This is a genomic window from Microbacterium sp. A20 (assembly GCF_004794515.1).
GTDB lineage: Bacteria > Actinomycetota > Actinomycetes > Actinomycetales > Microbacteriaceae > Microbacterium.
The window spans coordinates 91,682-113,947 of the sequence record NZ_SSDF01000088.1 but is presented as its reverse complement, the minus strand read 5'-3'; the positions used below and the strand labels follow the sequence as shown (position 1 = coordinate 113,947).

Here is a 22,266-nt window from a genome sequence, read left to right as displayed (position 1 = left end):
GCCCCGACCGAGGTCGAGGCGCCCTTCTTCGTCGATCGATCAGCCGAGTGTGACGGCCGAGCGGATCAGAGCGGCCTGCTCGGCGGCGTGCACCTTCGACGATCCGGTCGCCGGCGACGCGGAAGCCGAGCGTGCGACGGGCCGGAAGGAGCGGTCGCCCGGAACGTCGGCGAAGGCAAGCGCGAGGAACGGCCAGGCACCCTGGTTCTCCGGCTCCTCCTGGACCCACACCAGCTCGGCGTTCGGGTAGGAGTCGGTGATCTTCTTGAGCTCGTCGATCGGCGTCGGGTAGAGCTGCTCGAGCCGGACCAGCGCGACCTCGGGGTTGGGGTTCTTCTCGAGTTCGGAGCGCAGGTCCCAGTGCACCTTGCCCGAGTGCACGAGCACGCGCTTGACGGCCGAACGGTCGAGACCGCGGTCGTCGTCGATCACCGGCTCGAACCGACCCTGCGTGAAGGCCTCGACCGGGCTCGTCGCTCCGCGCAGACGCAGCATCGCCTTCGGGGTGAACACGATGAGCGGCTTGCGCGGGCGAGCGTAGGCCTGGCGGCGCAGCAGGTGGAAGTACGACGCCGGGGTCGACGGACGGGAGACGATCATGTTCTCCTGTGCGCACAGCTGCAGGAAACGCTCGATGCGCGCCGACGAGTGGTCGGGTCCCTGGCCCTCGTAGCCGTGGGGAAGGAGCAGCGTCACGCTGGACTGCTGACCCCACTTCTGCTCAGCCGCCGAGATGTACTCGTCGATGACGGACTGGGCGCCGTTGACGAAGTCGCCGAACTGCGCCTCCCAGAGCACGAGAGCTTCGGGAGCCTCGACCGAGTAGCCGTACTCGAACCCGAGTGCGGCGTACTCGCTGAGCAGCGAGTCGTAGACGAAGAAGCGGCCCTGTGCGTCGGACAGATTCGACAGCGGCAGCCACTCCTGGCCGTTCGCGCGATCGTGAAGTGTCGCGTGACGCTGCACGAAGGTGCCGCGGCGGGCGTCTTGCCCTGCGAGGCGCACCGGGGTGCCCTCGACCAGGAGCGAGCCGAATGCGAGCAGCTCACCGAAGCCCCAGTCGATGCCGCCGTTGCGGCTCATGTCGAGACGCTTGTCCAGCAGCTGCTGGATCTTCGGGTGCACCGTGAAGCCCTCGGGCTTGTTGACGAACGCGTCGCCGATGAGCTGGATGACCTCGCCCGGCACGCCGGTTACCTCGGGAGCGCCGACCTGGTCGTCCACCGGAGGCAGCTCCGGCGTGATCGGTGTCGCCCCGGTCTCGGCCGCGTGGGTCTCGGCGAACGCGATCTCGAGACGGTTCTGGAAGTCGGCCTTGGCCTCGTCGTACTCCTGCTCCGTGATGTCGCCGCGGCCGACGAGCGACTCGGTGTACAGGCGGCGGACCGACCGCTTCGCCTGGATCAGGTCGGTCATCAGCGGCTGCGTCATCGAGGGGTCGTCGCCCTCGTTGTGACCGCGTCGGCGGTAGCACACGAGGTCGATCACGACGTCGCGGTGGAAGCGCTCGCGGTACTCGAACGCGAGCTGCGCGACGTGGATGACGGCCTCGGGGTCGTCGCCGTTCACGTGGAACACCGGTGCCTGGATGGTCTTCGCCACGTCGGTGGAGTACACCGAGGTGCGTCCGTCGTTCGGAGTCGTCGTGAAGCCGACCTGGTTGTTCACCACGACGTGGATGGTGCCGCCGGTGCGATAGCCGCGCAGCTGCGACATCTGCAGCGTCTCGACCACGACGCCCTGGCCCGCGAAGGCGGCGTCGCCGTGGACGAGGATCGGCAGCCAGGCGAACGTGCCGATCGGCTTGCGGTCCTGCTTGGCGCGGACGATGCCTTCCAGCACGCCGTCGACCGTCTCGAGGTGCGAGGGGTTGGCGGCGAGGTAGACGGGCAGCTCGGACTTGTCGTCGGCGACGAAGGTGCCCTCGGTGCCGAGGTGGTACTTCACATCGCCGGAGCCGCGCTGGTTGCCGGGGGTCTGGGTGCCCTCGAACTCACGGAACACCTGACCGTAGGTCTTCCCTGCGATGTTCGTGAGCACGTTGAGGCGGCCGCGGTGGGCCATGCCGATCGCGGCACCCTCGAGGCCTGCGGTCGCGGCGCCCTGGAGGATCTCGTCGAGCAGCGGGATCAACGATTCGCCGCCCTCGAGCGAGAAGCGCTTCTGGCCGACGAACTTGGTCTGCAGGAAGGTTTCGAACGCCTCAGCCTCGTTGAGCTTGCGGAGGACGCGCAGCTGCTCGTCGTGGCCGGGCTTCTGGTACTTGACCTCGACCTTCTCCTGGAACCAGCGGCGCTGCTCCGGGTCCTGGATGTGCATGTACTCGATGCCCAGCGTGCGGCAGTACGAGTCGCGGAGCACCCCGAGGATGTCGCGGAGCTTGGCGATGCGCCGACCGCCGAAGCCGCCGGTGACGAACTCGCGGTCGAGGTCCCAGAACGTGAGGCCGTGGCTCTCGATCTCGAGGTCGGGGTGCGAGCGCTGCTGGTATTCGAGCGGGTCGATGTCGGCCATCAGGTGGCCGCGCACGCGGAAGGAGTTGATGAGCTCCTGCACGCGGGATTGCTTGTCGACGCGCTCCGCGAGGTCGACCGCGATGTCGGGGTTCCACCGGATGGGGGCGTACGGGATGCGGAGCGCCGCGAAGATGTCGTCGTAGAAGCCGCGCTGGCCGATGAGCAGCTCGTGCACCTTCTTGAGGAACTCGCCCGAGCCCGCGCCCTGGATGACGCGGTGGTCGTAGGTGCTGGTGAGCGTGATCGTCTTGCCGATCGCCAGCTCGTTGAGCGTCTTGTCGCTCGCGCCCTGGAACTCTGCGGGGTACTCGAGCGCGCCGGCGCCGATGATGCACCCCTGGCCCTTCATGAGTCGCGGCACGGAGTGCACGGTGCCGATGCCGCCCGGGTTGGTGAGCGAGACGGTGGTGCCCTGGAAATCGGCGGCAGTGAGCTTGTTGCCGCGAGCGCGGGTGACCAGGTCTTCGTACGCGCTGAGGTACTCGGTGAAGGACAGCGTGTCGGCGCGCTTGATGCTCGGAACCATGAGGGCTCGCGTGCCGTCGGGCTTGGGCAGGTCGATCGCGATGCCGAGGTTGACGTGCGCGGGCGCGACGACCGAGGGCTTGCCGTCGATCTCGGCGTAGAACACGTTCTGGCTGCGGAACTCGTCGAGCGTGCGGATGAGCGCCCACCCGATCAGGTGGGTGAAGCTGATCTTGCCGCCGCGGGTGCGCGCCATGTGGTTGTTGATGACGATGCGGTTGTCGATCATCAGCTTCGCGGGCACGGTGCGCACGCTGGTCGCGGTCGGGACGGTCAGCGACTCGTCCATGTTCGCGGCGAGGGTCTTCGGCAGGCCGCGGAGAGGCGTGACCTTGTCTTCCTCGACCGGCTCGGCGGCTTCCTTCGACTCGGGCTTGGGCGCGGGCTTCGGTGCCTGAGCCGGGATCGGCGCGGCGGCCGCCGGCTTCGCGGTCGTGCGGGCGACCGGCTGCGAGCCGATCACCGGGATCGGGGCCGTCACCGGATGTGCGGATGTGTCCGCAGCAGCGGGCGAGGACGAGGCCGTCTCCGAGTGGTACTTCTCGAGGATCGGCCACCACTCCTTGTCGACGGAGTCGCGGTTCACCTTGAACTGCTCGTAGAGCTCTTCGACGAGCCAGGAATTGGCTCCGAACCCCCCGTCGCCGTTGACGCCGGTCACCTGGTTCGACACTCTCGATCGCCCTCTTTCATCGCTGAAGCTCTCTGGTGCGGACGTCGTCGCAGGATGCGTTCGGGCCCGCACACTCTCGACCAACAAGCCTAACGTGTTTCGCTCGGGGAATCGTCGGAAGCCACGCGCCCACGGGGCTGCGATCTGGGTACCGTGGAGACATGGAGTTCTCTGGAGAGCAGCCGACCGTCGACCTGACCTACTCGGACGTCTTCCTGGTGCCGCGGCGATCCGGGGTCACCAGCCGTCTGCAGGTCGATCTGGCGCCGCTGGACGGCACCCCGGCGACCCTTCCGATCGTCGCCGCGAACATGAACTCGGTGACCGGACCGCGCATCGCGGCGGTGCTCGCACGCCGAGGCGCGCTCGGCGTGCTTCCTCAAGACCTGCCGCTGCAGGATCTCGATTCCGCGATCCGCGATGTGAAGGACCAGCCGGTGCTCTGGGACACGCCGATCGTGCTCCCGCCGGAGGCTTCCGTCGCGGACGCGCTCCGCCTGCTTCCGGCCGCCGTGGGTCACGGCATCGTCGTCGCGCAGGGCGCCGCGCCGATCGAGGTCGGCCGGATCCTCGGGGTGCTCCCGGCGACCAGGCTCGCCACCGCGCTGCCGGATGCGCAGCTCGGGGATCTCGTGCATCGCGGGACGCCGTCGATCGACGCCGATGACATCGGCTCGGAGCGGCACGCCTTCGACGTCATCACGGACGCCGACGTCGAGATGGTGACGGTGGTCCACCACGGACATCTCGTGGGTACTCTGAGCGCGCGGAGCGCACTCCGTTCGACCCTCTACCGCCCTGCCGTCGATGGGCACGGGAGACTGGCTGTGGCCGCGGCCGTCGGCATCAACGGCGACGTCGCGGCGAAGGCCAAGGCGCTCGCCGCAGCCGGAGTCGACGTGCTGGTCGTGGATACCGCGCACGGTCATCAGGAGGGCATGCTGCGGGCGCTGCGTGCTGTCGCCGAGCTCGACCTCGGGCTGCCGATCGTCGCCGGCAACATCGTCACCGCCGACGGCGTCGGCGACCTCGTCGATGCGGGCGCCACGATCCTCAAGGTGGGGGTGGGGCCGGGGGCGATGTGCACGACGCGCATGATGACCGCGGTCGGCCGCCCGCAGTTCTCCGCCGTGCTCGAGACCGCTCAGGCCGCCAAGGAGCTCGGCGCGCATGTCTGGGCGGACGGCGGCGTGCGCTACCCGCGCGACGTGGCGCTCGCACTCGCGGCCGGAGCAGCATCCGTCATGGTCGGATCCTGGTTCGCCGGCACGATCGAAGCGCCGGGGGAGCTGCAGCGCGACAGCGACGGGCGCCTGTTCAAGGAATCCTGGGGCATGGCGTCGACCAAGGCGGTGCAGGCGCGCTTCGGCCGACTCGACGCCTACGAGCGGGCTCGCAAAGAGCTCTTCGCCGAGGGCATCTCCTCTTCCAAGATCTACCTCGACCCGCTGCGACCCGGTGTGGAAGACCTGCTGGACATGATCACCTCGGGCGTGCGCTCGTCGTTCACGTACGCGGGCGCATCGTCCGTGCCGGAGTTCCACGATCGCGCGCTGGTCGGACTCCAGTCGGCGGCCGGGTACGAAGAGGGGAAGGCCCTGCCCGTCAGCTGGTGAGCGCGAGCGCGAGCACAGTCGTCTTCTGTACAATCGTCCGCATAATGGACGACCCTCCCAGTTGCAGAACATCGCCCCACTGTCCGCCTCTCTCGCAGGAGAGGAACCGCTGATGGACTACATCATGTTGGGCGTGGGGCTCCTTCTCACGGTCGGCACCGGCCTCTTCGTCGCCAGCGAGTTCGCGCTGGTCAACCTCGACCGCGCCGAACTCGAGGCGCGACAGGCTCGAGGTGAATCCCGGCTCTCGCTCACGATCGGCGCCCTCAAGCACACGTCGACGCATCTCTCGGCCGCCCAGCTCGGCATCACGCTGACGACGCTGCTCACCGGTTACACGATGGAGCCGGCGCTGTCGAACCTGCTTCGTCCGACGCTCCTCGCCTGGAGCATCCCGGAGGCGGCGGTCGCCCCCATCGCGACGATCGTGGCCATGCTCGTCGCCACCGTGCTCTCGATGATCCTCGGTGAACTCGTCCCGAAGAACTTCGCGCTCGCCCTGCCACTGGCGACGGCGAAGCTCGTCATCCCCTTCCAGGTCGCCTTCACGACCGTGTTCAAACCGGCTGTGGTCGTGCTCAACGGCAGCGCCAACGGCGTGCTGCGCAGCATGGGGATCGAGCCGAAGGAGGAGCTCTCCGGCGCCCGCAGCGCGGAGGAGCTGTCCTCGCTCGTCCGACGCTCCGCCAGTGCGGGTCTGCTCGAGGCCGACACCGCGACGCTGCTCGACCGCACCCTGATGTTCTCCCGGCTGACCGCCGCCGATGTGATGACGGCGCGGCCGAGCATGCACGCGATCGCCGCGGGCGACTCGGTCGACGACGTCATCCAGCTCGCGCGCCGCACCGGACACAGCCGCTTCCCCGTCTACGACGACGACCTCGACGACATCACGGGCGTCGTGCACCTCAAGGCGGCCATCTCCGTGCCTCGCGACCGTCGGACCGAGGTTCCCGTCGGTGCTCTGGCGACCGAGCCGCTGCGTGTGCCCGAGACCGTGCACGTCGACGCCCTGATCTCCGAGCTCCGTGCCCGCGGGTACCAGCTCGCGGTCGTGGTCGACGAGTACGGCGGGACGGCCGGGCTCGTCACGCTTGAGGACCTCGTCGAGGAGCTGGTCGGCGAGGTGGCCGACGAGCACGACCGCACGAGGGCGGGAGTCATCCGCAACCGGGAGGGCGTGACCTTCCCCGGAGAGCTGCGGCCCGACGAGCTGCGCCGTCGCGCGGGCGTCGAGGTGCCGGAGGGCGATGTGTACGACACCGTCGGCGGCTACGTGATGAGCGTGCTCGAGCGCGTGCCCTCGGTCGGTGACGAGGTGCCGCTGGACAGCGGCATCCTCCAGGTCGTCCGGATGGACGGTCGGCGCGTCGACCGCGTCCGCTACGTGCCGAGTCCGCTCGACGGGGGAGAGGAGGCCACCCGATGAACGATTGGGGAGGACTCGCCTGGCTCGTCGTGCTCCTGGTCGCGAACGCCTTCTTCGTCGGAGGCGAGTTCGCGGTCATTTCGGCCCGACGGTCGCAGATCGAGCCCCGTGCGGAGCAGGGGTCGCGCGCGGCGAAGACGGCACTGTACGCGATGGAGCACGCGACTCTGATGCTCGCGACGTCGCAGCTCGGCATCACGATCTGCTCGCTGCTGATCCTGAACGTCTCCGAACCCGCGATCCACCACCTGCTCGCCGTGCCGCTGCATGCGCTCGGCTGGCCGGACGGGGCTGTGGACGCCGTGTCGTTCGCGATCGCGCTGCTGATCGTCTCGTTCCTGCACGTCGTGTTCGGTGAGATGGTGCCCAAGAACCTCGCGTTCTCGGTGCCGGACCGGGCTGTGCTGATCCTGGCTCCGCCACTCGTGTGGGTGTCGAAGGTCTTCATGCCGGTGATCTGGCTGCTCAACGCCGCCGCCAACGGCGTGCTGCGCCTCTTCCGGGTGGAGCCGAAGAACGAGGCGGCCTCCACGTTCACGCTCGACGAGGTCGCGACCATCGTGAGCCAGTCGCGACGCGAGGGCGTGCTGATGGACACCGCGGGAACGGTGGCTGCCGCCGTCGAGTTCACCGACAAGAAGGCGCGGGACGTCGCCGTGCCTCTCGGTGATCTGGTGACTCTGCCGCAGTCGGCCACGCCGGACGACATCGAGAAGGCCGTCGCCCGCTACGGGTTCTCCCGCTACGTGATCGTGGACGACGAGGCCGTGCCGATCGGGTACGTCCACCTGAAGGACATCCTGCGGGCGTCCGAAGGGCCGGACGCGGAGACGAAGATGATCCAGCCGGTCCCGGCCAAGCGCATCCACCACATGGTGCCGGTTCAGGAGGACACTGATCTGGAGGACGCCCTCGCGGTCATGCGCCGTGCGGGTCGCCACCTCGCAAAGGTGCGCGACGCGCAGGGCAACACGACTGCCGTGCTGTTCCTGGAGGACATCCTGGAGGAGCTGGTCGGCGAGGTGCAGGACGCGACGCGTCGCTTCCGCGGACGCTGATCCCAATGACGCGAAGGCCGCCGACCCGGGAGGATCGGCGGCCTTCGTCGCGTGCGCGGTCAGCGCCAGTGCGCGCGCTCGTACTGCGGCGGCCAGGCGACCTCCGCACCGAGTTCGTGGGCGGCGCGGAGGGCGAAGTGCGGGTCACGCAACCATTCCCGTCCGGCGAAGATCACATCCGCCGCGCCGTCGGCGAGCACCTGCTCGGCCTGGGCCGACGCGGTGATGAGCCCGACCGCGGACACCGGGATGCGGCCGCCCTGGCGCACCGTCTCGGCGAGAGGCACCTGGTAGCCGGGGAACACGTCGATGCGCTGATGCGCCACGAGACCGCCGCTGGAGACGTCGATCAGGTCGGCCCCGTGCTGTTCCGCCCAGTCGCCGACGATCGTCGCCTCCTCTGGGGTGAAACCACCGTCCGCATGGTCGGTGGCCGAGATGCGCACGAGCAGCGGGACCTCGGCACCGGCGGCGGCACGAACAGCATCCACCACGCGCAGCAGCAGTCGGGCACGGTTCTCGAGCGAGCCCCCGTACTCGTCGTCGCGCAGGTTCGACAGCGGCGACAGGAACTGGTGCAGAAGGTACCCGTGCGCCCCATGGATCTCGATGACGTCGAAGCCGACGTCGAGCGCGCGGCGCGTGGCGGATGCGAAGGCCTCGACCACGCGGTCGATGCCCGCCAGGTCCAGAGCCACCGGTTCCTCGAAGCCGTCGAACGCCACCGCCGAGGGTGCCGTGGTGGTCCAGCCGCCGTCTTCCTGCGGGACGGAGCCGCGCAGGGGAGCCCAGGGCCACCAGGTCGAGGCCTTGCGTCCCGCGTGCGCGAGCTGGATGCCGGCATGCGCTCCGCGGTCGTGGATGGCCTGGACGATCGGGGCGAGGGCGTCGCGCTGCTCGTCGTTCCAGAGACCGAGGTCGCGTGGCGAGATCCGGCCCTCGGGGACGACTGCGGTGGCCTCGGCGACGATCAGCCCGGCGCCGCCCGAGGCGAACTGGGCGAGGTGGGCATGGTGCCACTCCTGAGCGACGCCGTCGACGGCGCTGTACATGCACATGGGCGAGACCCAGAGGCGATTGCGGAAGGTGACGGATCGGATGCTCAGCGGGGAGAAGAGAAGACTCACCGTTCGACGCTACCCCCGCGGGCGTGCACCGCGGGCCGTCGCACTAACGTGGAGTCATGATCGAGGTGCGGGAGTGGTCACGCAGCGATACCGCACGGCTTTTCCGTGCGCCGACCGCGGAGGACGACAAGTACGCCCGCGGGGTCGTGGCGCTGCGCACCGGATCTCCCGCGTACCCCGGCGCTGCGGTGCTCGGAGTCGAGGCGGCGTGGCGGGCCGGTGCCGGATTCGTGCGGTACGTAGGCGCGGAGCGGGTGGGGCATGCCGTCCTGGCGCGGCGACCCGAGACCGTCGTCGGAGCGGACACCGGTGGTTCGCGCATCGGAGCCTGGGTGATCGGCTCCGGCACGGATCCGACGCACCGCACCGACGCGGAGAGCGTCGCGCTCCGCGAGATCCTCGCCGGTGCGGTTCCCGTGGTCATCGACGCCGGCGCGTTGGACCTCGCGCCAGGTGCGCGGGCGCCGTTCCTCGTCACCCCGCACGCGCGCGAGTTCGCACGGCTGCAGGAGCGTCTTCGCGTGCAACCCCAGGACGAAGACCACGATCGGGCGGATGCGGCACGACAGCTGGCCGCGAAGATCGGCGGCACCGTGCTGCTCAAGGGGGCGCGGACGCTGGTCGCCGACCCGGGCGGAGCCGTCATCGCCGTGGAAGCGGGAACGGGGTGGTTGGCGACGGCGGGTACCGGAGACGTGCTCGCCGGCGTTCTCGGAGCGGTGATGGCTGCGAATCCCGGAGCCGCGCTCGCCGAGGTCGCAGCCGCGGGCGCCTGGCTGCATGGTCATGCCGCGCGGATCGCCGCCGGGGCGCTCGCCGACGGACCGGGGCACCCGATCGTCGCGATGGACGTGGCCGAGGCTCTTCCGCACGCGATCCAGGACGTCCTGGGGTGAGCCGCGACTCGACGACGAGGCTGCTCGTCCTGTGGTGCGCGTTCCTCCTCGTGCACCTGCTCACCGCTCTGCTGGGCTGGGTGTATCCGAGCCAGCCCATGGGTGATGTCGTGCTCGTGTACGAGCCGTGGGCGTCGGCGGCTCTCGGGGGCGGGCCGATCGTCGGCATCAGCGAGACCTGGGTCTATCCGCAGCTCGCCCTGCTGCCGATGCTGCTGGCGGCCGGACTCGCTGCACCGCTGGTGCCCGTGCTCGGTGTCTCGAGCGCCTACCTCGTCGGCTGGGCGGTGCTGGTCATCGTGCTCGATGCGATCGCGTTCGGCGTGCTCGTCGGTCGCTCGCCCTCGCACGCACGGCGGGTCGCGGCTTGGTTCTGGTGCGGCGCCGTCCTGCTGCTCGGACCGATCGCGCTGTACCGGATCGACGCGATCACCGTGCCCCTCGCCGTGATGGGCGGGCTCTGGCTCGTCAAGCGACCGATGGTCGCCGCCGCGCTGCTCACGGCCGGTGCCTGGATCAAGATCTGGCCGGGCGCACTCGTGCTCGCCGCCGTCGTGTCCGTCCGCGCGCGGCTGCGGGTGCTGCTCGGCGCGGTCGTCGTCACGGGCGGCGTGCTGGCGCTGCTGCTCCTGCTCGGCGCGGACATGGAGATCCTCGGTTTCCTGACGGAGCAGACAGGCCGCGGGCTGCAGATCGAGGCGGTGGCGGCGACGCCGTTCCTCTGGCTCGCCGTCGCAGGGGCTGCGCGCATCGAGTACAGCTTCGAGATCCTCACGTTCCAGGTGACGGCGCCGGGGGTGGATGCCGTCGCCGCGGCGCTCACCCCGCTGATGGTGGTCTGCGTGGGGGTGGTCACGGCGATCGGCGCGGTGAAAGCGATGCGCGGTGCCGCATTCCCTCGGCTCTTCCCGCCACTCGCGCTCACCCTCGTGGCGCTGCTCATCGTCACCAACAAGGTCGGCTCTCCCCAGTTCCAGACCTGGCTGATCGCGCCGGTGGTCCTGTGGATCGTCCTCGACCGGGCCAGAGCGCGCATTCCCGCGGTCATCGTGCTCGCGCTGTGTCTGCTCACCTGCCTGGTCTATCCGCTCGGCTACGACGCCCTGCTGCGCGCTGAAGCGCTCCCCGTGGCGGTGCTCACCGTGCGGAATGTCCTCCTCATCGTCCTGCTCGTCCTCGGCCTCCGCGCGCTCCTGCGCGTACCCGCCGCCCGTCATCCGAAACCCCGGGAGTGAAACCATGCTGATCGCCTTCTCCGTCGCCCCGAGCGGCACGCCCGCCGAAGGAGCCGAGCGAACCGACGCCTCCGTGCACGACGCGGTGGCCGCGGCCGTTCGCGTGGTGCGCGAGTCCGGCCTGCCGCATCGCACGACGAGCATGTTCACCGAGATCGAGGGACCCGACTGGGACTCGGTGATGGACGTCGTCAAGCGTGCCACCGAGGCGGTCATGCCGTTCGGCTCACGGGTGTCGCTGGTGCTCAAGGCCGACATCCGCCCCGGATACTCGGGCGAGCTCGATGCGAAGATCGAGCGCCTCGAGGCGGCGATCGAGGAGTCGGATGACTGATCGCCGCGCTCTCGCGGTGGTCCATACGCGTCCGGCCCTCGCGGGCGACGTCGAGTGGATCGCAGAACTGCGGGCGGTGGTGCTCCGGGCGGACCTGACGCGGCTCGGTCGCTACGACGACGCGCGTGTGCGGCAGCGGTTCCGAGACGCGTTCGAGCCGACCCAGACCCGGGTCATCGTCGTGGACGACCAGGAGGTCGGCTCCGTCGCGCTCCGCGACGAAGGCGGGTCACGCTGGCTGGAGCACTTCTACATCGCTCCTTCGCATCAGGGGGCCGGCGTCGGGGGACGCATCCTGACGATGCTCCTGGACGATGAGGTGACCCATCGGCTCAACGTGCTCCAGGGCAGTCCCGCCCAGGCGCTCTATGAGCGGCACGGCTTCGTCGTCGAGAGGCAGGACGAGGTAGACGTCTTCCTGCTGCGTGAGCGAAGGGGCGGGCGCGACGCCCTGTCGGACGGCCGCTAGGCTGTACCGGTGAATCCCTCGACTGAATCGAGGGGTGCGGCGAAGTGGGCGCTCCTCTCTCTCGCCATAGGCAGCTTCGGCATCGGCATGACCGAATTCGTGGTCATGGGCCTGCTGCCCAACATCGCCGCCGACCTGCTGCCCTCGCTCTGGGCCACGAGCCAGGAGGAGGCGCTCAGCCAGGCCGGCTGGCTGATATCGCTGTACGCGCTGGGCGTCGTGGTCGGTGCGCCGACCATCGCCGGCTTCGTCGCTCGCTTTCCGCGGCACCGAGTCATGATCGTGCTGGCCCTCGCGCTGACGGTCTTCAACGCGCTCACCGTGGTCCTGCCGACGTTCGAACTCGTCGCCGCCTCCCGGTTCCTGGCAGGGCTCCCGCACGGCGCGTACTTCGGCATCGGCGCCCTGGTCGCGGCCGACGTCATGGGTCCGGGCAACCGTGCCAAGGGCGTGGCATTCATCCTCACGGGACTGACGGTCGCCAACGTCGTCGGTGTGCCGCTCGGCACGTTCCTCGGGCAGCAGTGGGGCTGGCGAGCCGCGTTCGCGGTCGTCGCGCTGGTGTTCGCCGTGGCGACGCTGTTCATCGCGCTGTTCGTGCCGCAGCATCCCGGTGACCCCGGACGCACGATGCGTCAGGAGCTCCGGGTCTTCCGCATCCCGCAGGTGTGGTTCACGCTCGGCGTGGGGGCGATCGGTTTCGGCGGCTTCTTCGCCGTCTACAGCTACATCGCGCCGCTGGTGACCGAGGTCGCCGGCTCGCCGGAATGGGCCGTGCCCATCGTGCTGGTGCTCATGGGTCTCGGGATGACCGCAGGAAACCTCGTCGGCGGCCACCTCGCCGACATCGACCTGCGCCGCACGCTGCTCTTCGGGCTCGCCGCGATGGCGGTGGTGTTCGCCCTGCTCGCCGTGCTGTCGTTCTGGATCGTGAGTCTGGGGCTTCTCGTGTTCGTGGTCGGCTTCGTGTCGTCGGTGCTGAGCCCGACGATCCAGACGCGGCTGATGGATGTGGCCGAAGACAACCAGTCGATCGCCGCGGCGATGAACCACTCCGCCCTCAACATCGGGAACAGCCTGGGTGCCTTCCTCGGCGGCCTCGTGATCGCAGCAGGGTGGGGCTTCACGGCGCCCGCGTGGACCGGAGCCGCCCTTGCCGTGGCGGGCCTGCTGATCGCCCTGCTGTCGTACCGCGTGGAAGCGCGTCTTCCCGAAGTCGTGGAGCGCGTCGCGTCGTAGAGTGACGGGGTGAGCACGCCCCCGCATTCCCTGCCCGTCGCCGGCACAGTCGTCCTGCTGCGCGCAGCCGATCCCGGCTTCGAGGTGCTGCTGATGCGTCGTCCCGATCGTGGATCGTTCGCCGGTGCGTGGGTCTTTCCCGGCGGCAAGGTCGAACCGGCCGATCGACGCGGCGGCGACGAGGAGGTCGAGGACGCGCGTCGTGCGGCGATCCGGGAGACCTACGAAGAGGTCGGGGTCGTCGTCGAGGAGCTGGTGGCGTTCTCCGAATGGCATCCGCCGGTCGAGGTGCCCACGCGCATCCATACCTGGTTCTTCCTCGCTGCGGCACCGGCGGCCGACCCCTCACCCTCGGAGGACGAGGTGGCGGAGCTCGCGTGGGTGCGTCCCGCCGAGGCCCTGGCGCGGCACGGTGCAGGGGAGTGGATGCTGTACCCGCCGACCTGGATGACGCTGCATCAGCTGTCGGCCTTCACCGACGCGGCATCCGCTCTCTCTTCGGGCGGTGCCGTGCAGCTGTTCCAGACACGCGTCGTGGGCTCGGGTGCCGCGCAGGCGTTCGCGTGGGAACAGGGGCGTCTCGAGGCGGCCGAGCTGCCGTGGCGATTCCTCCCGGCGTGAGCGGAGCGGATCAACTCGCGAGCAGTCGCCGCAGGTTCGCGCCGACGATGTCGGTCTCGATGAGGAAGCCGTCGTGGCCGAAGTCGCTGGCCACCACCACCGCCTCTCCGTCGATCACGTTCGGGATGCTGCGGGCGATGCGCTGCTGTCCGTCGACGGGGAACAGCCGGTCGCTGTCGATGCCCAGGACGAGGGTGGTGGCGGTGACGGCGTGCAGCGCCTCTTCGACTCCGCCGCGCTCGCGACCGACGTCGTGCGAGTTCATGGCCTCGACGAGCGTGATGTAGCTGTTCGCGTCGAAGCGGCGGGTGAATTTGTTGCCGTGGAAATCGAGGTACGACTCCACGGCGAAGCGTCCGCCGTGGCCGAGAGGTGAGACATCTGACTGCCACGACCGCTGGAAGCGCTGGTTCAGCTCGATCGGGCTGCGGTAGTTCAGCAGAGCCATCCGCCGTGCCAGCGCGAGTCCACGGTGCGGACCGTCGCCGTCTCCGAGGTCGTAGTACTCGCCGCCCTGGAAACGCGGGTCCATGCGGATCGTCTCGAGCTGCACCGTGTTCAGCGCGATCTGGTCGGCGGTGGTCACCGGGGGAGAGGAGAGCACGGCGAGGCGCTGGACGCGCTCCGGATGTGTGACCGCCCATTCGAGGGCGTGCATGCCGCCCATGGATCCGCCGATGACCGCGGCCCAGCTGTCGATGCCCAGCGCATCGGCGAGCCGCACCTGCGCAGCCACCTGGTCGCGGATCGTCAGGTACGGGAAGCGCGACGCCCACTCGTAGCCGTCAGGGGCGACGCTCGCCGGCCCGGTCGACCCCTGGCAGCCGCCCAGCATGTTCGGAGCGATCACGAACCAGCGGTCGGTGTCGAGCGGCGCACCGGGGCCGGTGATGTCCTCCCACCACCCCACGGTCGGGTGGCCGGATCCTGCGGGCCCCCGCACATGGCTGTCGCCCGTGAGGGCATGCAGCACGAGGATCGCATTGTCGCGAGCGGCATTCAGCTCACCCCACGACTCGTACGCGATGCGGATGCCCGGCAGCTCCTGACCGCTCTCGGTGGAGAAGGCACCGAACGCGGCGAAACGCCTGCCGCCGACCGGGTCGCCGTCGCGCCAGGCACCGGTCGCCGGTGGGCGGGCACGGAGCAGCCGGACGTCGGCCTCCGTCACGGGTGCCGACGGCACCGTGTCCTCGGAGGTCGTCTGCCAGTCCATCCCTCCATTGTCGCCTGGTCGAGCACCCGTCGGCGGCAGGTTACGACCCGGTGTCGCGCCATCCGCGGCGCCGCGGCTCGGACCAGGGGCGCAGGACTCAGCGCACGCGCGTCATCGTGGCGAGGTGGTCGCTGTTCCCGGTGCGCAGCGTGCCCGAGGTGACGACGTCCACTCCGCGGACGAACACCTGGTCGATCCGGACGAGCGGGAACGCGGCCGGCCAGGTGAATCCGAGCGTTCCGTCGGTCGGCCGTGCCCAGTCGGCCTCCGCACGCAGCGCGGCGAGGGCCGGGTCCGTCGACGGCGCATTGAAGTCTCCGACGACGACGAGTGCCGTGGCCTCGTCGGAGGCGACCTGCTCGGCGATGCCGTGCAGCATGGTGTCGCGGTCCTGCTGCTGCCCAGGTCGCACGGATGCGGCGTGCAGCACGTAGACGGCGACCGGGCCCGCGGGGCTCTGCACCTCGACCCGGAGCGCGCGCTTCCAGCTGAGCCCGAGCGTGAGCGGTTCGGCACTCGTCAGGGGGTATCGACTCCACAGGGCAACCGTGCCGACCGTGTAGGAGTGCGGGTAGGCGTCGGCGAGCACCTCGCTCGCGGCGGAGAGGCTGTCGCCGTCGAGTTCGGTGAGGGCGATCACATCCGCCTCGCTCCGCGCGAGTTCTGTGGCGGAGGCGGCGGCGCTCCCGGAGTGTGCGCGCACGTTCTGGCTGGCGATCGTGAGCTCCTCCTCCGCGTCGGCCGGTGCCGGGAGGGCGGGGAGCGCAGGAACCATCGCGAGGATCCAGAGGAGTGCCGGCACCAGGAGGAGCACGATCACGCGCCGCGCGAGGAAGAACGCGGTGACGACGAGTGCGAGGATGACGAGCCCGAGCCAGGGGAGTACGGCGGCGACAGCAGTACCGATCACGCCGGGGATCCAGCCGCACGCGACCAGGACCAGCACGATGATGCCGGCGATCGCGAGACGGCGAGCACGGCGCGTCGTGGTTCGGCGGGCGAGCGGTGCTCGGTGTGCGACGTCGATCATGCATTCCTCACGGTGGGGATCCCATTCTCGACGGAGCCGCCTGTGGTTCGGCCGGATGGTGACCCTGCCGCGAACGTGAGGATGCCCCGGACCGCGTGGTCCGGGGCATCCTCACGACTGTGCTGTGCGTCAGGCGCGAGCAGCCTCCGACACGGCGCGTGCCGCAGCGAGAGCCTGGTCGAGGTCGGCCTTCAGGTCCTCGATGTTCTCGATACCCACGGAGAGGCGGACGAGGCCCGGCGTGACGCCCGCGGTGAGCTGCTGCTCGGGGGTGAGCTGCGCGTGGGTCGTCGACGCGGGGTGGATGACGAGCGAGCGCACGTCGCCGATGTTGGCGAGGTGGCTGAACAGCGACAGGCTGTTCACGAACTCGCGTCCGGCCTCGACACCGCCCTTGAGCTCGAACGACAGCACGGCGCCGACGCCCTTGGGGGCGTACTCGTTCGCCTTGGCGTACCAGGGGGAGGAGGGCAGACCCGAGTAGTTGACGGTCGCGACGTCGTCACGGCTGTCGAGCCACTCCGCGATCTCCTGCGCGTTCTGCACGTGACGCTCGATGCGCAGCGACAGGGTCTCGATGCCCTGGATGAGGTTCCAGGCGCTCTGCGGCGCGATGGCCGAACCCAGGTCGCGCAGCAGCTGCACGCGGGCCTTGATGATGTAGGCGAGCGGGTCGCCGACCGCGGCGGTGTAGCTCGCGCCGTGGTACGACGGGTCCGGAACCGTGAGGCCGGGGAACTTGTCGACGTTCTTCGACCACTCGAACGTTCCGCCGTCGATGATGGCGCCGCCGATGGTGGTGCCGTGCCCGCCGAGGAACTTCGTGACGGAGTGAACGACGATGTCGGCGCCGAACTCGAACGGACGGATCAGGTACGGGGTCGCGATCGTGTTGTCGACGATCAGCGGGACGCCGGATTCGTGCGCGATGTCGGCGACGGCGCGGATGTCGAGGATGTTGATCTGCGGATTGCCGATGGTCTCCGCGAAGAACAGCTTCGTGTTCGGGCGGACCGCGCGGCGCCATTCCTCGGCGTCGTCCTGGTTCTCGACGAAGGTGACCTCGATGCCGAGCTTGGCGAGCGTGTACTTGAAGAGGTTGTACGTGCCGCCGTAGATCGAGCTCGAGGCGACGAAGTGGTCGCCGGCCTGCGCGATGTTGAGGATCGCGAAGGTCGAGGCGGCCTGGCCGCTGGCGAGCACGAGTGCTCCGGTGCCGCCCTCGAGAGCGGCGAGGCGCTGCTCGAGCACGTCCTGCGTCGGGTTCTGGATGCGGGTGTAGATGTTGCCGAACTCCGCGAGCGCGAAGAGGTTGGCCGCATGGTCCGCACTGTCGAACACGTAGGAGGTGGTCTGGTAGATCGGCGTGGCACGAGCCTTCGTGACCGGGTCGGGGGCAGCGCCGGAGTGGACCTGCTTGGTCTCGAAGCGCCAGGACTCAGGTGCGGACATGTTTTCCCCCAGGAGTGGTCGGAAGGTCGGATGGCGAATGCCGTTGCAGCGAGAGTACGGAAGATCGGTCCGTGTCAACAACAACCGGGAAATGTGACGTAACACGGTGGAGGCCCGGAATCACGGGGGAGAAGGGTTCCGCGACAGCCCCGTGCGGGTCTGCGCATTCCCGGCGGAACATCGTACGGTGGAGGCATGGTGAACAGACGTGCAGTGGTGACAGGTGCGAGTTCGGGGATCGGCGCGGCAACGGTGCGCGCACTCCGCGCACGAGGATGGGATGTCGTCGGAGTCGCCCGACGCGAGGACCGTCTGTCCGCGCTCGCCGCGGAGACCGGGGCCTCGGCCATCGCCTGTGACCTGACCGACCCAGCTGCCGTCGACGCGCTCGTCTCAGAACTCGAGAAGTCCGGGCCGGTGCACGCGCTGGTGCAGGTGGCCGGCGGGGCCCGCGGGACTGACCGTATCGAAGACGCGTCGGTCGCGGACTGGCAGTGGATGTTCGACGCCAACGTGCTGGCGACGCAGCGCCTCGTCGCCGGACTGCTTCCGCTGCTGCGCCGCGCTGCTGCGGCAGACGGCCACGCCGACACGCTCTTCGTCACCTCGACCGCCGCGCAGTCGGCGTATGCGGGCGGCGCCGGTTACAACGCCGCGAAGGCCGCCGAGAGCATGCTGGTGAAGGTCCTCCGCCAGGAGCTCAACGGCGAGCCGATCCGCGTCGTCGAAGTCGCCCCCGGCATGGTCCACACGGAGGAGTTCACGCTGAACCGTCTGGGGGGCGACGTCGCCGCCGCCGAGGCCGTGTACTCGGGCGTCGAAGCGCCTCTTCTCGCCGAAGACGTCGCCGACGTGATCGCCTATGCGCTGGAGTCGCCGGGACACGTCAACCTTGACCTGATCACGATGCGCCCGGTCGCGCAGTCGGCTCAGCACCTGCTCGCGCGCGGTCCGCTGCGCGTGCGCTCCATCGACTGACGTGGCGCCGTCTCTCGCCGAGCTCGCTGCCGACGGGCGGATCGACGCGGGGTGGGCGGAGGCGCTCGCTCCGGTACAGGACACCATCACGGAGATCGGCGAGCGACTCCGCGCCGAGCAGGCGGCCGGGCACGGGTACCTGCCGTCCGGTGAGAACGTGCTCCGGGCCTTCCAGCGGCCACTCGCCGATGTGCGGGTGCTGATAACCGGACAGGACCCGTATCCGACGCCCGGTCACCCGATCGGTCTGTCGTTCGCGGTCGACCGTGACGTGCGACCGCTGCCGCGCAGCCTCACCAACATCTACAAGGAGCGCGAGAGCGATCTCGGCATCCCGCCGGCACCCCACGGCGACCTGACCGGGTGGAGCGATCAGGGCGTGCTCCTCCTCAACCGCGTGCTCACCGTGCGCCCGGGTGCCGCCGCCTCGCACCGCGGTTGGGGGTGGGAGAAGGTCACCGAGCTCGCGATTCGGACGCTCGTCGCGCGCGATCAGCCGCTCGTCGCCGTGCTGTGGGGAAAGGATGCCGCGAATCTGCAGCCGATGCTGGGTTCGACGCCGATCCTCGCCTCGGCCCACCCGTCTCCGCTGTCTGCCAGCCGCGGCTTCTTCGGCTCCCGTCCGTTCTCCCGCGTGAATGCGCTCCTCGCGGAGCAGGGTGCGGAGGCGATCGACTGGCGGGTGGGCGGCGAGCCTGCGGAGGCTGAGCGCCTGATCTAGGCGCTGCAGAGCGAATTCTTCGATTCGATTTGCGGCACGGCACTCAAGTCCGAGTCTTCTCGGGCACACCCTGGTGACCGGTGACGGGGCTGGCCACGGGGCGCTGCAGCTTTACGAACCGTTCGGTCAGCCGTTGGATATGACCACGTTCGCGATCGGCACTATCGCCGCCAATGCCGCCGGTCAGAACGATGGCGCGAGCGGATGGCATCAGGGCGCCCGGAAGCCGGTTGAAGCGGAATCAACTGTCCTGATGATCGAGATGGGGGCGAGGCTCTATGTGCCGGCCCTCGGTCGATTCCTTCAGGTCGACCCCGTCGAGGGCGGCGTCGACAACGACTACGTCTGGCCGACAGATCCCATCGGGAGCAGCGATCTGTCAGGCGAGTTCGACTGGCTACTTGCGCTGGACATAGTCTCAACCGCAATAATGTTCGTGCCCGGCGTCAGTACCGTCGCCGGTGCCGCGATCAAGGTGGCCGTCGTTGCCGCGCGGGTGGTTTACTACGGGGCAAAGTTCACTAGAGGCATGAATGTGGCCAATCGGTTGCGTACGGTCTCGCAAGCGACAAACGTGGTGCGCAAGAGTACTCAGTGGAGAAACGACAATTTCGTGAACAAAACCACGCACTCGCGGCCAACTATGAAGGCAAGCTACCGAGCGACGCAGATCGCGTCGCGAGCATTGTTGAGGAACCCTTCGGTCAAGCGCATCACCTCGCGAGGAAATAGTGGAGTGAATACCTTTAATCGGACTGGCTGGAATTACCACTCGTATACCCACAGGAGATACTCGGTGATTGGGTATCGGGGGCGCGCAGGCGGGATGCATATTGAGCACTGAACTGGACGAAGTATGGCAGAGCATTGGATATATTGAAGAGGGAGAGTTGGCAGGGAGTGTTGTCGCCTTGGATCCGATTGATGTCGGCCCCGATGACTTCGTAGAAATCGCGTGTTGGACGCCGCACCATTACACGCTCAGCATTCTTCGAAACATTGTCCCGCGAGATCACGCGACTCGCATCCACAAGGATCTTGTCGGCCGGGTCGAGACCGACATCTCGGATTCACTCGCCGCGCGATTCTTCAACCAGGACTACGTTCGCGTTGTTCGTGGCCCCGACGAGGGCGTTCTGTTGGACCTGCCGCCGCGACCGGCCACGCTCTCGGCGATCGATGAAGGTGCGGTGCGTCTCGCTGCGCGCGCGCCGCTGCTCCAAGCGCTCGCGAGCCCCGCGTCGCTGAGCGCCGATCTCCTCCGGCTCCTTTCGAACGTTGTCTCAGAGGATATCGATGGGCGGGAGGCCAAGCTTCTAATGAAGACCTGTTCGCAGACTGTCGATCAGGGTGGCGATGCTCTGTCCCCGGAGGCGGCTGTTCGAGCATGGTTCGCGACGCTCTGGTGGAGTTACCGGGATGCGCGGGGGGACGTGCGGCCGACGCGTCTTCGAGACGCGAAACGGATGGCCCGCGCCATTCTCGAGCCTGGCAAGTTCTGGGTGTCCGGCGACTGGGGGGTAGCACTCACGGAGATCGTGGAGAGGACAGTCTCGCGGCTCGCGCGCCACGACCCTGAGTCGCCGTTGCAGTTCGCAGATCACTAGCGCGATCGCGCCCGCGGTACTCAGAGGTCCGGATCTACCGCGGTGGAAGTATGGGAAGTGGATGTAGTGACCATGGCGCGTTCAAACCAAGCTATAGCTTCGCTCCTGGCATCGATGGTTGAGGGGGAGCAGAATGTCGACGCCGTTGTTATGGCGGACGAGTCCGGGGCGAGGCTTTGGCTAAGATCGCGCCTCGGTGGCGACCGTGTCACCTGCATCGCCCGAATTGCGAGCAATCTATATTCCTTGAGTCTTGACGACACTTACTTCCTGGACGAGATCGACGAGGATGTCTTGTTGGCTGATGACGAACATGAGCTTCGACAGTCATTGGCGGATGAGGAGGAGCAACTGCGGCGCCGAGTCGCGATCGGATTGCAGTATGTCCGAGCGGGCGGACGCGGTGGACGTACTCGTTTTCTGCGGACGCCGTTTGTGGATGTCACAGTGAGAGGCGAACAGATGCGCCTGTATCGCGGATATGGGGCCGGACGCGGGATCGCGCCGCCCTGGCGGCCTAGCTCGTGAGGAATGGGCTGCGCGCTAGGTCGATACGCAAGCAGGCTCTCGCCGAGAGAGCGAGGAGACTCGGGCCGGCCACGTTCTTCTTCGGCCTCCTGCCGCTGCTCGCGCTGATCGATATCGGCTCGACGATTCCGCCCTTCGTCATCAGTCTCCTGGCCGGTTCGGTGCTGATCTGCGCGTGGTGCTGGGGCCGGCTGCCGTTCACGGGGATTCGCGTAGACGGAGATCGCATCGTCGTCACCTCTTGGTGGCGGACGCGCACCTACGAGAAGGCTGAGATCGTTCGGTTTCGCGAGGAGGCGTATATGGGATATCTGTTCGTCGCCGGCTGGACCGTTTACGGCGGGCAACTCGAGAGTGGCCGCGTCGTCGCGGAACTGCGGAACGGAGACACCGCTCGGTTGCACGGAAGTGTCTGCAATCGGCACACAGCGCGACGCACCTCGGAAGCACTGAATCGGTGGCTCGGGGCAGAGTCGGGGGCGGGAACCGGCCCGCGTCGATCAGCCAGAGCCCGTCGTGACGGCCAGGGGACCGGAGGATCAAAATGAACCTCGGGCGCAATGGAGTTCGCTGGAACTTCCACCTGTGGCTGCAATGAGCGGGGTAACGGGTTCGACCGCAGATGCAGTGACGCGCATCCTCGCTGGTGGTGCCATCGGTTTTTCTCGCACTGCGGACTGGGGGCCGTTCTACCTGAAGTTCGTGACCGAGTCGCGGCCGCAAGACGTCTTGATCGAGGTGACGTTCAACCCGGAGTTCGTCGTGCTCGATCCATCGCATCCGACTGATGTCCTGGTCTTCTGGGGCGATCGAAGCGAAGTGAGCGAGCGGGTATCTGCGCTTCTGGCGGAGTTCGTCGTGGAACTGTGCCCCCTGCCGCAAGAGAAAGAGGCTGATTCGTATCTCTTCCGAACTGGTGCAGATGAGGTGCAAGTCATCGACCCCGAGTCGCCGTGGCGGTTCACTAATCATTAGCGTGATCGCGCCTGCGGCACC

20 protein-coding genes are annotated in these 22,266 nt (G+C 68.5%); 15 read left to right on the top strand and 5 right to left on the bottom strand.

The features are described 5' to 3' along the window. Nucleotides 1-39 precede the first annotated feature (39 nt). The gene (locus tag DW298_RS15735; RefSeq protein WP_136043408.1) at nucleotides 40-3,714 is read right to left on the bottom strand and encodes a multifunctional oxoglutarate decarboxylase/oxoglutarate dehydrogenase thiamine pyrophosphate-binding subunit/dihydrolipoyllysine-residue succinyltransferase subunit; all 3,675 of its coding nucleotides are present in this window, start codon (nucleotides 3,712-3,714) and stop codon (nucleotides 40-42) included. A gap of 161 nt (nucleotides 3,715-3,875) precedes the next feature. Here DW298_RS15735 and DW298_RS15730 point away from each other — a divergent pair, with 161 nt between their 5' ends. From DW298_RS15730 to DW298_RS15720, 3 genes are all read left to right on the top strand, one after another. After that, entirely contained in the window at nucleotides 3,876-5,330 is a 1,455-nt protein-coding gene (locus DW298_RS15730; protein WP_136043407.1) for a GuaB1 family IMP dehydrogenase-related protein, read from the top strand. A 112-nt stretch (nucleotides 5,331-5,442) separates the two neighbouring features. Further along, complete coding sequence (locus tag DW298_RS15725) at nucleotides 5,443-6,759, top strand: hemolysin family protein (protein WP_136043406.1); 1,317 nt, start codon at nucleotides 5,443-5,445, stop codon at nucleotides 6,757-6,759. Continuing rightward, nucleotides 6,756-7,817 carry a hemolysin family protein gene (locus tag DW298_RS15720; protein WP_136043405.1) on the top strand — a complete coding sequence of 354 codons (1,062 nt, stop codon included), beginning with the start codon at nucleotides 6,756-6,758 and terminating at the stop codon, nucleotides 7,815-7,817. Before DW298_RS15725 ends, DW298_RS15720 begins: the two co-directional genes overlap by 4 nt. Before the next feature lie 59 nt (nucleotides 7,818-7,876). On the opposite strand, the gene DW298_RS15715 is transcribed toward DW298_RS15720, so the two are convergent. Beyond that, the gene (locus tag DW298_RS15715; RefSeq protein WP_136043404.1) at nucleotides 7,877-8,944 is read right to left on the bottom strand and encodes an NADH:flavin oxidoreductase/NADH oxidase; all 1,068 of its coding nucleotides are present in this window, start codon (nucleotides 8,942-8,944) and stop codon (nucleotides 7,877-7,879) included. Nucleotides 8,945-9,000: 56 nt separating this feature from the next. On the opposite strand from DW298_RS15715, the gene DW298_RS15710 reads away from it, so the two are divergent. From DW298_RS15710 to DW298_RS15685, 6 genes are read left to right on the top strand one after another with little or no spacing between them, the layout of a single operon-like run. Then, the gene (locus DW298_RS15710; RefSeq protein WP_136043403.1) at nucleotides 9,001-9,840 is read left to right on the top strand and encodes an NAD(P)H-hydrate dehydratase; all 840 of its coding nucleotides are present in this window, start codon (nucleotides 9,001-9,003) and stop codon (nucleotides 9,838-9,840) included. Next, nucleotides 9,837-11,075, top strand: coding sequence for a hypothetical protein (locus DW298_RS15705; RefSeq protein WP_240745161.1), 1,239 nt, complete (start codon nucleotides 9,837-9,839; stop codon nucleotides 11,073-11,075). The genes DW298_RS15710 and DW298_RS15705 overlap by 4 nt, the downstream gene beginning before the upstream one ends. 4 nt (nucleotides 11,076-11,079) lie before the next feature. Beyond that, nucleotides 11,080-11,409 (top strand): thiamine-binding protein, encoded by a 330-nt coding sequence (locus DW298_RS15700; protein WP_136043402.1) that lies wholly within the window; start codon nucleotides 11,080-11,082, stop codon nucleotides 11,407-11,409. Continuing rightward, nucleotides 11,402-11,878, top strand: coding sequence for a GNAT family N-acetyltransferase (locus DW298_RS15695; protein WP_136043401.1), 477 nt, complete (start codon nucleotides 11,402-11,404; stop codon nucleotides 11,876-11,878). Before DW298_RS15700 ends, DW298_RS15695 begins: the two co-directional genes overlap by 8 nt. Nucleotides 11,879-11,887: 9 nt before the next feature. Continuing rightward, nucleotides 11,888-13,117: an MFS transporter gene (locus DW298_RS15690; protein WP_136043400.1), complete on the top strand. Its 1,230-nt coding sequence runs from the start codon at nucleotides 11,888-11,890 to the stop codon at nucleotides 13,115-13,117. A gap of 9 nt (nucleotides 13,118-13,126) precedes the next feature. After that, complete coding sequence (locus DW298_RS15685; RefSeq protein WP_136043399.1) at nucleotides 13,127-13,738, top strand: NUDIX domain-containing protein; 612 nt, start codon at nucleotides 13,127-13,129, stop codon at nucleotides 13,736-13,738. Between the two features lie 10 nt (nucleotides 13,739-13,748). On the opposite strand, the gene DW298_RS15680 is transcribed toward DW298_RS15685, so the two are convergent. The 3 genes from DW298_RS15680 to DW298_RS15670 all read right to left on the bottom strand — a co-directional run bounded on the left by DW298_RS15680 (nucleotide 13,749) and on the right by DW298_RS15670 (nucleotide 17,436). Further along, nucleotides 13,749-14,954, bottom strand: a complete 1,206-nt coding sequence (locus DW298_RS15680) for a homoserine O-acetyltransferase (protein ID WP_136043398.1) — start codon at nucleotides 14,952-14,954, stop codon at nucleotides 13,749-13,751. A 97-nt stretch (nucleotides 14,955-15,051) separates the two neighbouring features. After that, nucleotides 15,052-15,984 carry an endonuclease/exonuclease/phosphatase family protein gene (locus DW298_RS15675; protein ID WP_136043397.1) on the bottom strand — a complete coding sequence of 311 codons (933 nt, stop codon included), beginning with the start codon at nucleotides 15,982-15,984 and terminating at the stop codon, nucleotides 15,052-15,054. A 129-nt stretch (nucleotides 15,985-16,113) separates the two neighbouring features. After that, entirely contained in the window at nucleotides 16,114-17,436 is a 1,323-nt protein-coding gene (locus DW298_RS15670) for a bifunctional o-acetylhomoserine/o-acetylserine sulfhydrylase (RefSeq protein WP_136043396.1), read from the bottom strand. 195 nt (nucleotides 17,437-17,631) lie between these two features. On the opposite strand from DW298_RS15670, the gene DW298_RS15665 reads away from it, so the two are divergent. The 6 genes from DW298_RS15665 (at nucleotide 17,632) to DW298_RS15645 (ending at nucleotide 22,245) form a co-directional block, all read left to right on the top strand. Further along, entirely contained in the window at nucleotides 17,632-18,414 is a 783-nt protein-coding gene (locus tag DW298_RS15665; protein WP_205820403.1) for an SDR family oxidoreductase, read from the top strand. A 1-nt stretch (nucleotide 18,415) separates the two neighbouring features. Beyond that, nucleotides 18,416-19,135, top strand: coding sequence for a uracil-DNA glycosylase (locus DW298_RS15660; protein ID WP_136043395.1), 720 nt, complete (start codon nucleotides 18,416-18,418; stop codon nucleotides 19,133-19,135). Between the two features lie 73 nt (nucleotides 19,136-19,208). Further along, nucleotides 19,209-19,979: a hypothetical protein gene (locus DW298_RS15655; protein ID WP_136043394.1), complete on the top strand. Its 771-nt coding sequence runs from the start codon at nucleotides 19,209-19,211 to the stop codon at nucleotides 19,977-19,979. Continuing rightward, complete coding sequence (locus tag DW298_RS15650) at nucleotides 19,969-20,742, top strand: hypothetical protein (protein ID WP_136043393.1); 774 nt, start codon at nucleotides 19,969-19,971, stop codon at nucleotides 20,740-20,742. Before DW298_RS15655 ends, DW298_RS15650 begins: the two co-directional genes overlap by 11 nt. Nucleotides 20,743-20,799: 57 nt before the next feature. Beyond that, nucleotides 20,800-21,270: a hypothetical protein gene (locus DW298_RS19550; protein ID WP_136057593.1), complete on the top strand. Its 471-nt coding sequence runs from the start codon at nucleotides 20,800-20,802 to the stop codon at nucleotides 21,268-21,270. A gap of 627 nt (nucleotides 21,271-21,897) precedes the next feature. Continuing rightward, nucleotides 21,898-22,245: a hypothetical protein gene (locus DW298_RS15645; protein ID WP_205820401.1), complete on the top strand. Its 348-nt coding sequence runs from the start codon at nucleotides 21,898-21,900 to the stop codon at nucleotides 22,243-22,245. The last annotated feature ends 21 nt before the right edge of the window (nucleotides 22,246-22,266 follow it).

Bases quoted from the DNA above. Each gene is read 5' to 3' on its own strand.
- DW298_RS15730 (WP_136043407.1), top strand. From the start codon at position 3,876: ATGGAGTTCTCTGGAGAGCAGCCGACCGTCGACCTGACCTACTCGGAC.
- DW298_RS15725 (WP_136043406.1), top strand. From the start codon at position 5,443: ATGGACTACATCATGTTGGGCGTGGGGCTCCTTCTCACGGTCGGCACC.
- DW298_RS15720 (WP_136043405.1), top strand. From the start codon at position 6,756: ATGAACGATTGGGGAGGACTCGCCTGGCTCGTCGTGCTCCTGGTCGCG.
- DW298_RS15710 (WP_136043403.1), top strand. From the start codon at position 9,001: ATGATCGAGGTGCGGGAGTGGTCACGCAGCGATACCGCACGGCTTTTC.
- DW298_RS15700 (WP_136043402.1), top strand. From the start codon at position 11,080: ATGCTGATCGCCTTCTCCGTCGCCCCGAGCGGCACGCCCGCCGAAGGA.
- DW298_RS15695 (WP_136043401.1), top strand. From the start codon at position 11,402: ATGACTGATCGCCGCGCTCTCGCGGTGGTCCATACGCGTCCGGCCCTC.
- DW298_RS15680 (WP_136043398.1), bottom strand. From the start codon at position 14,954: ATGGACTGGCAGACGACCTCCGAGGACACGGTGCCGTCGGCACCCGTG.
- DW298_RS15675 (WP_136043397.1), bottom strand. From the start codon at position 15,984: ATGATCGACGTCGCACACCGAGCACCGCTCGCCCGCCGAACCACGACG.
- DW298_RS15670 (WP_136043396.1), bottom strand. From the start codon at position 17,436: ATGTCCGCACCTGAGTCCTGGCGCTTCGAGACCAAGCAGGTCCACTCC.
- DW298_RS15665 (WP_205820403.1), top strand. From the start codon at position 17,632: ATGGTGAACAGACGTGCAGTGGTGACAGGTGCGAGTTCGGGGATCGGC.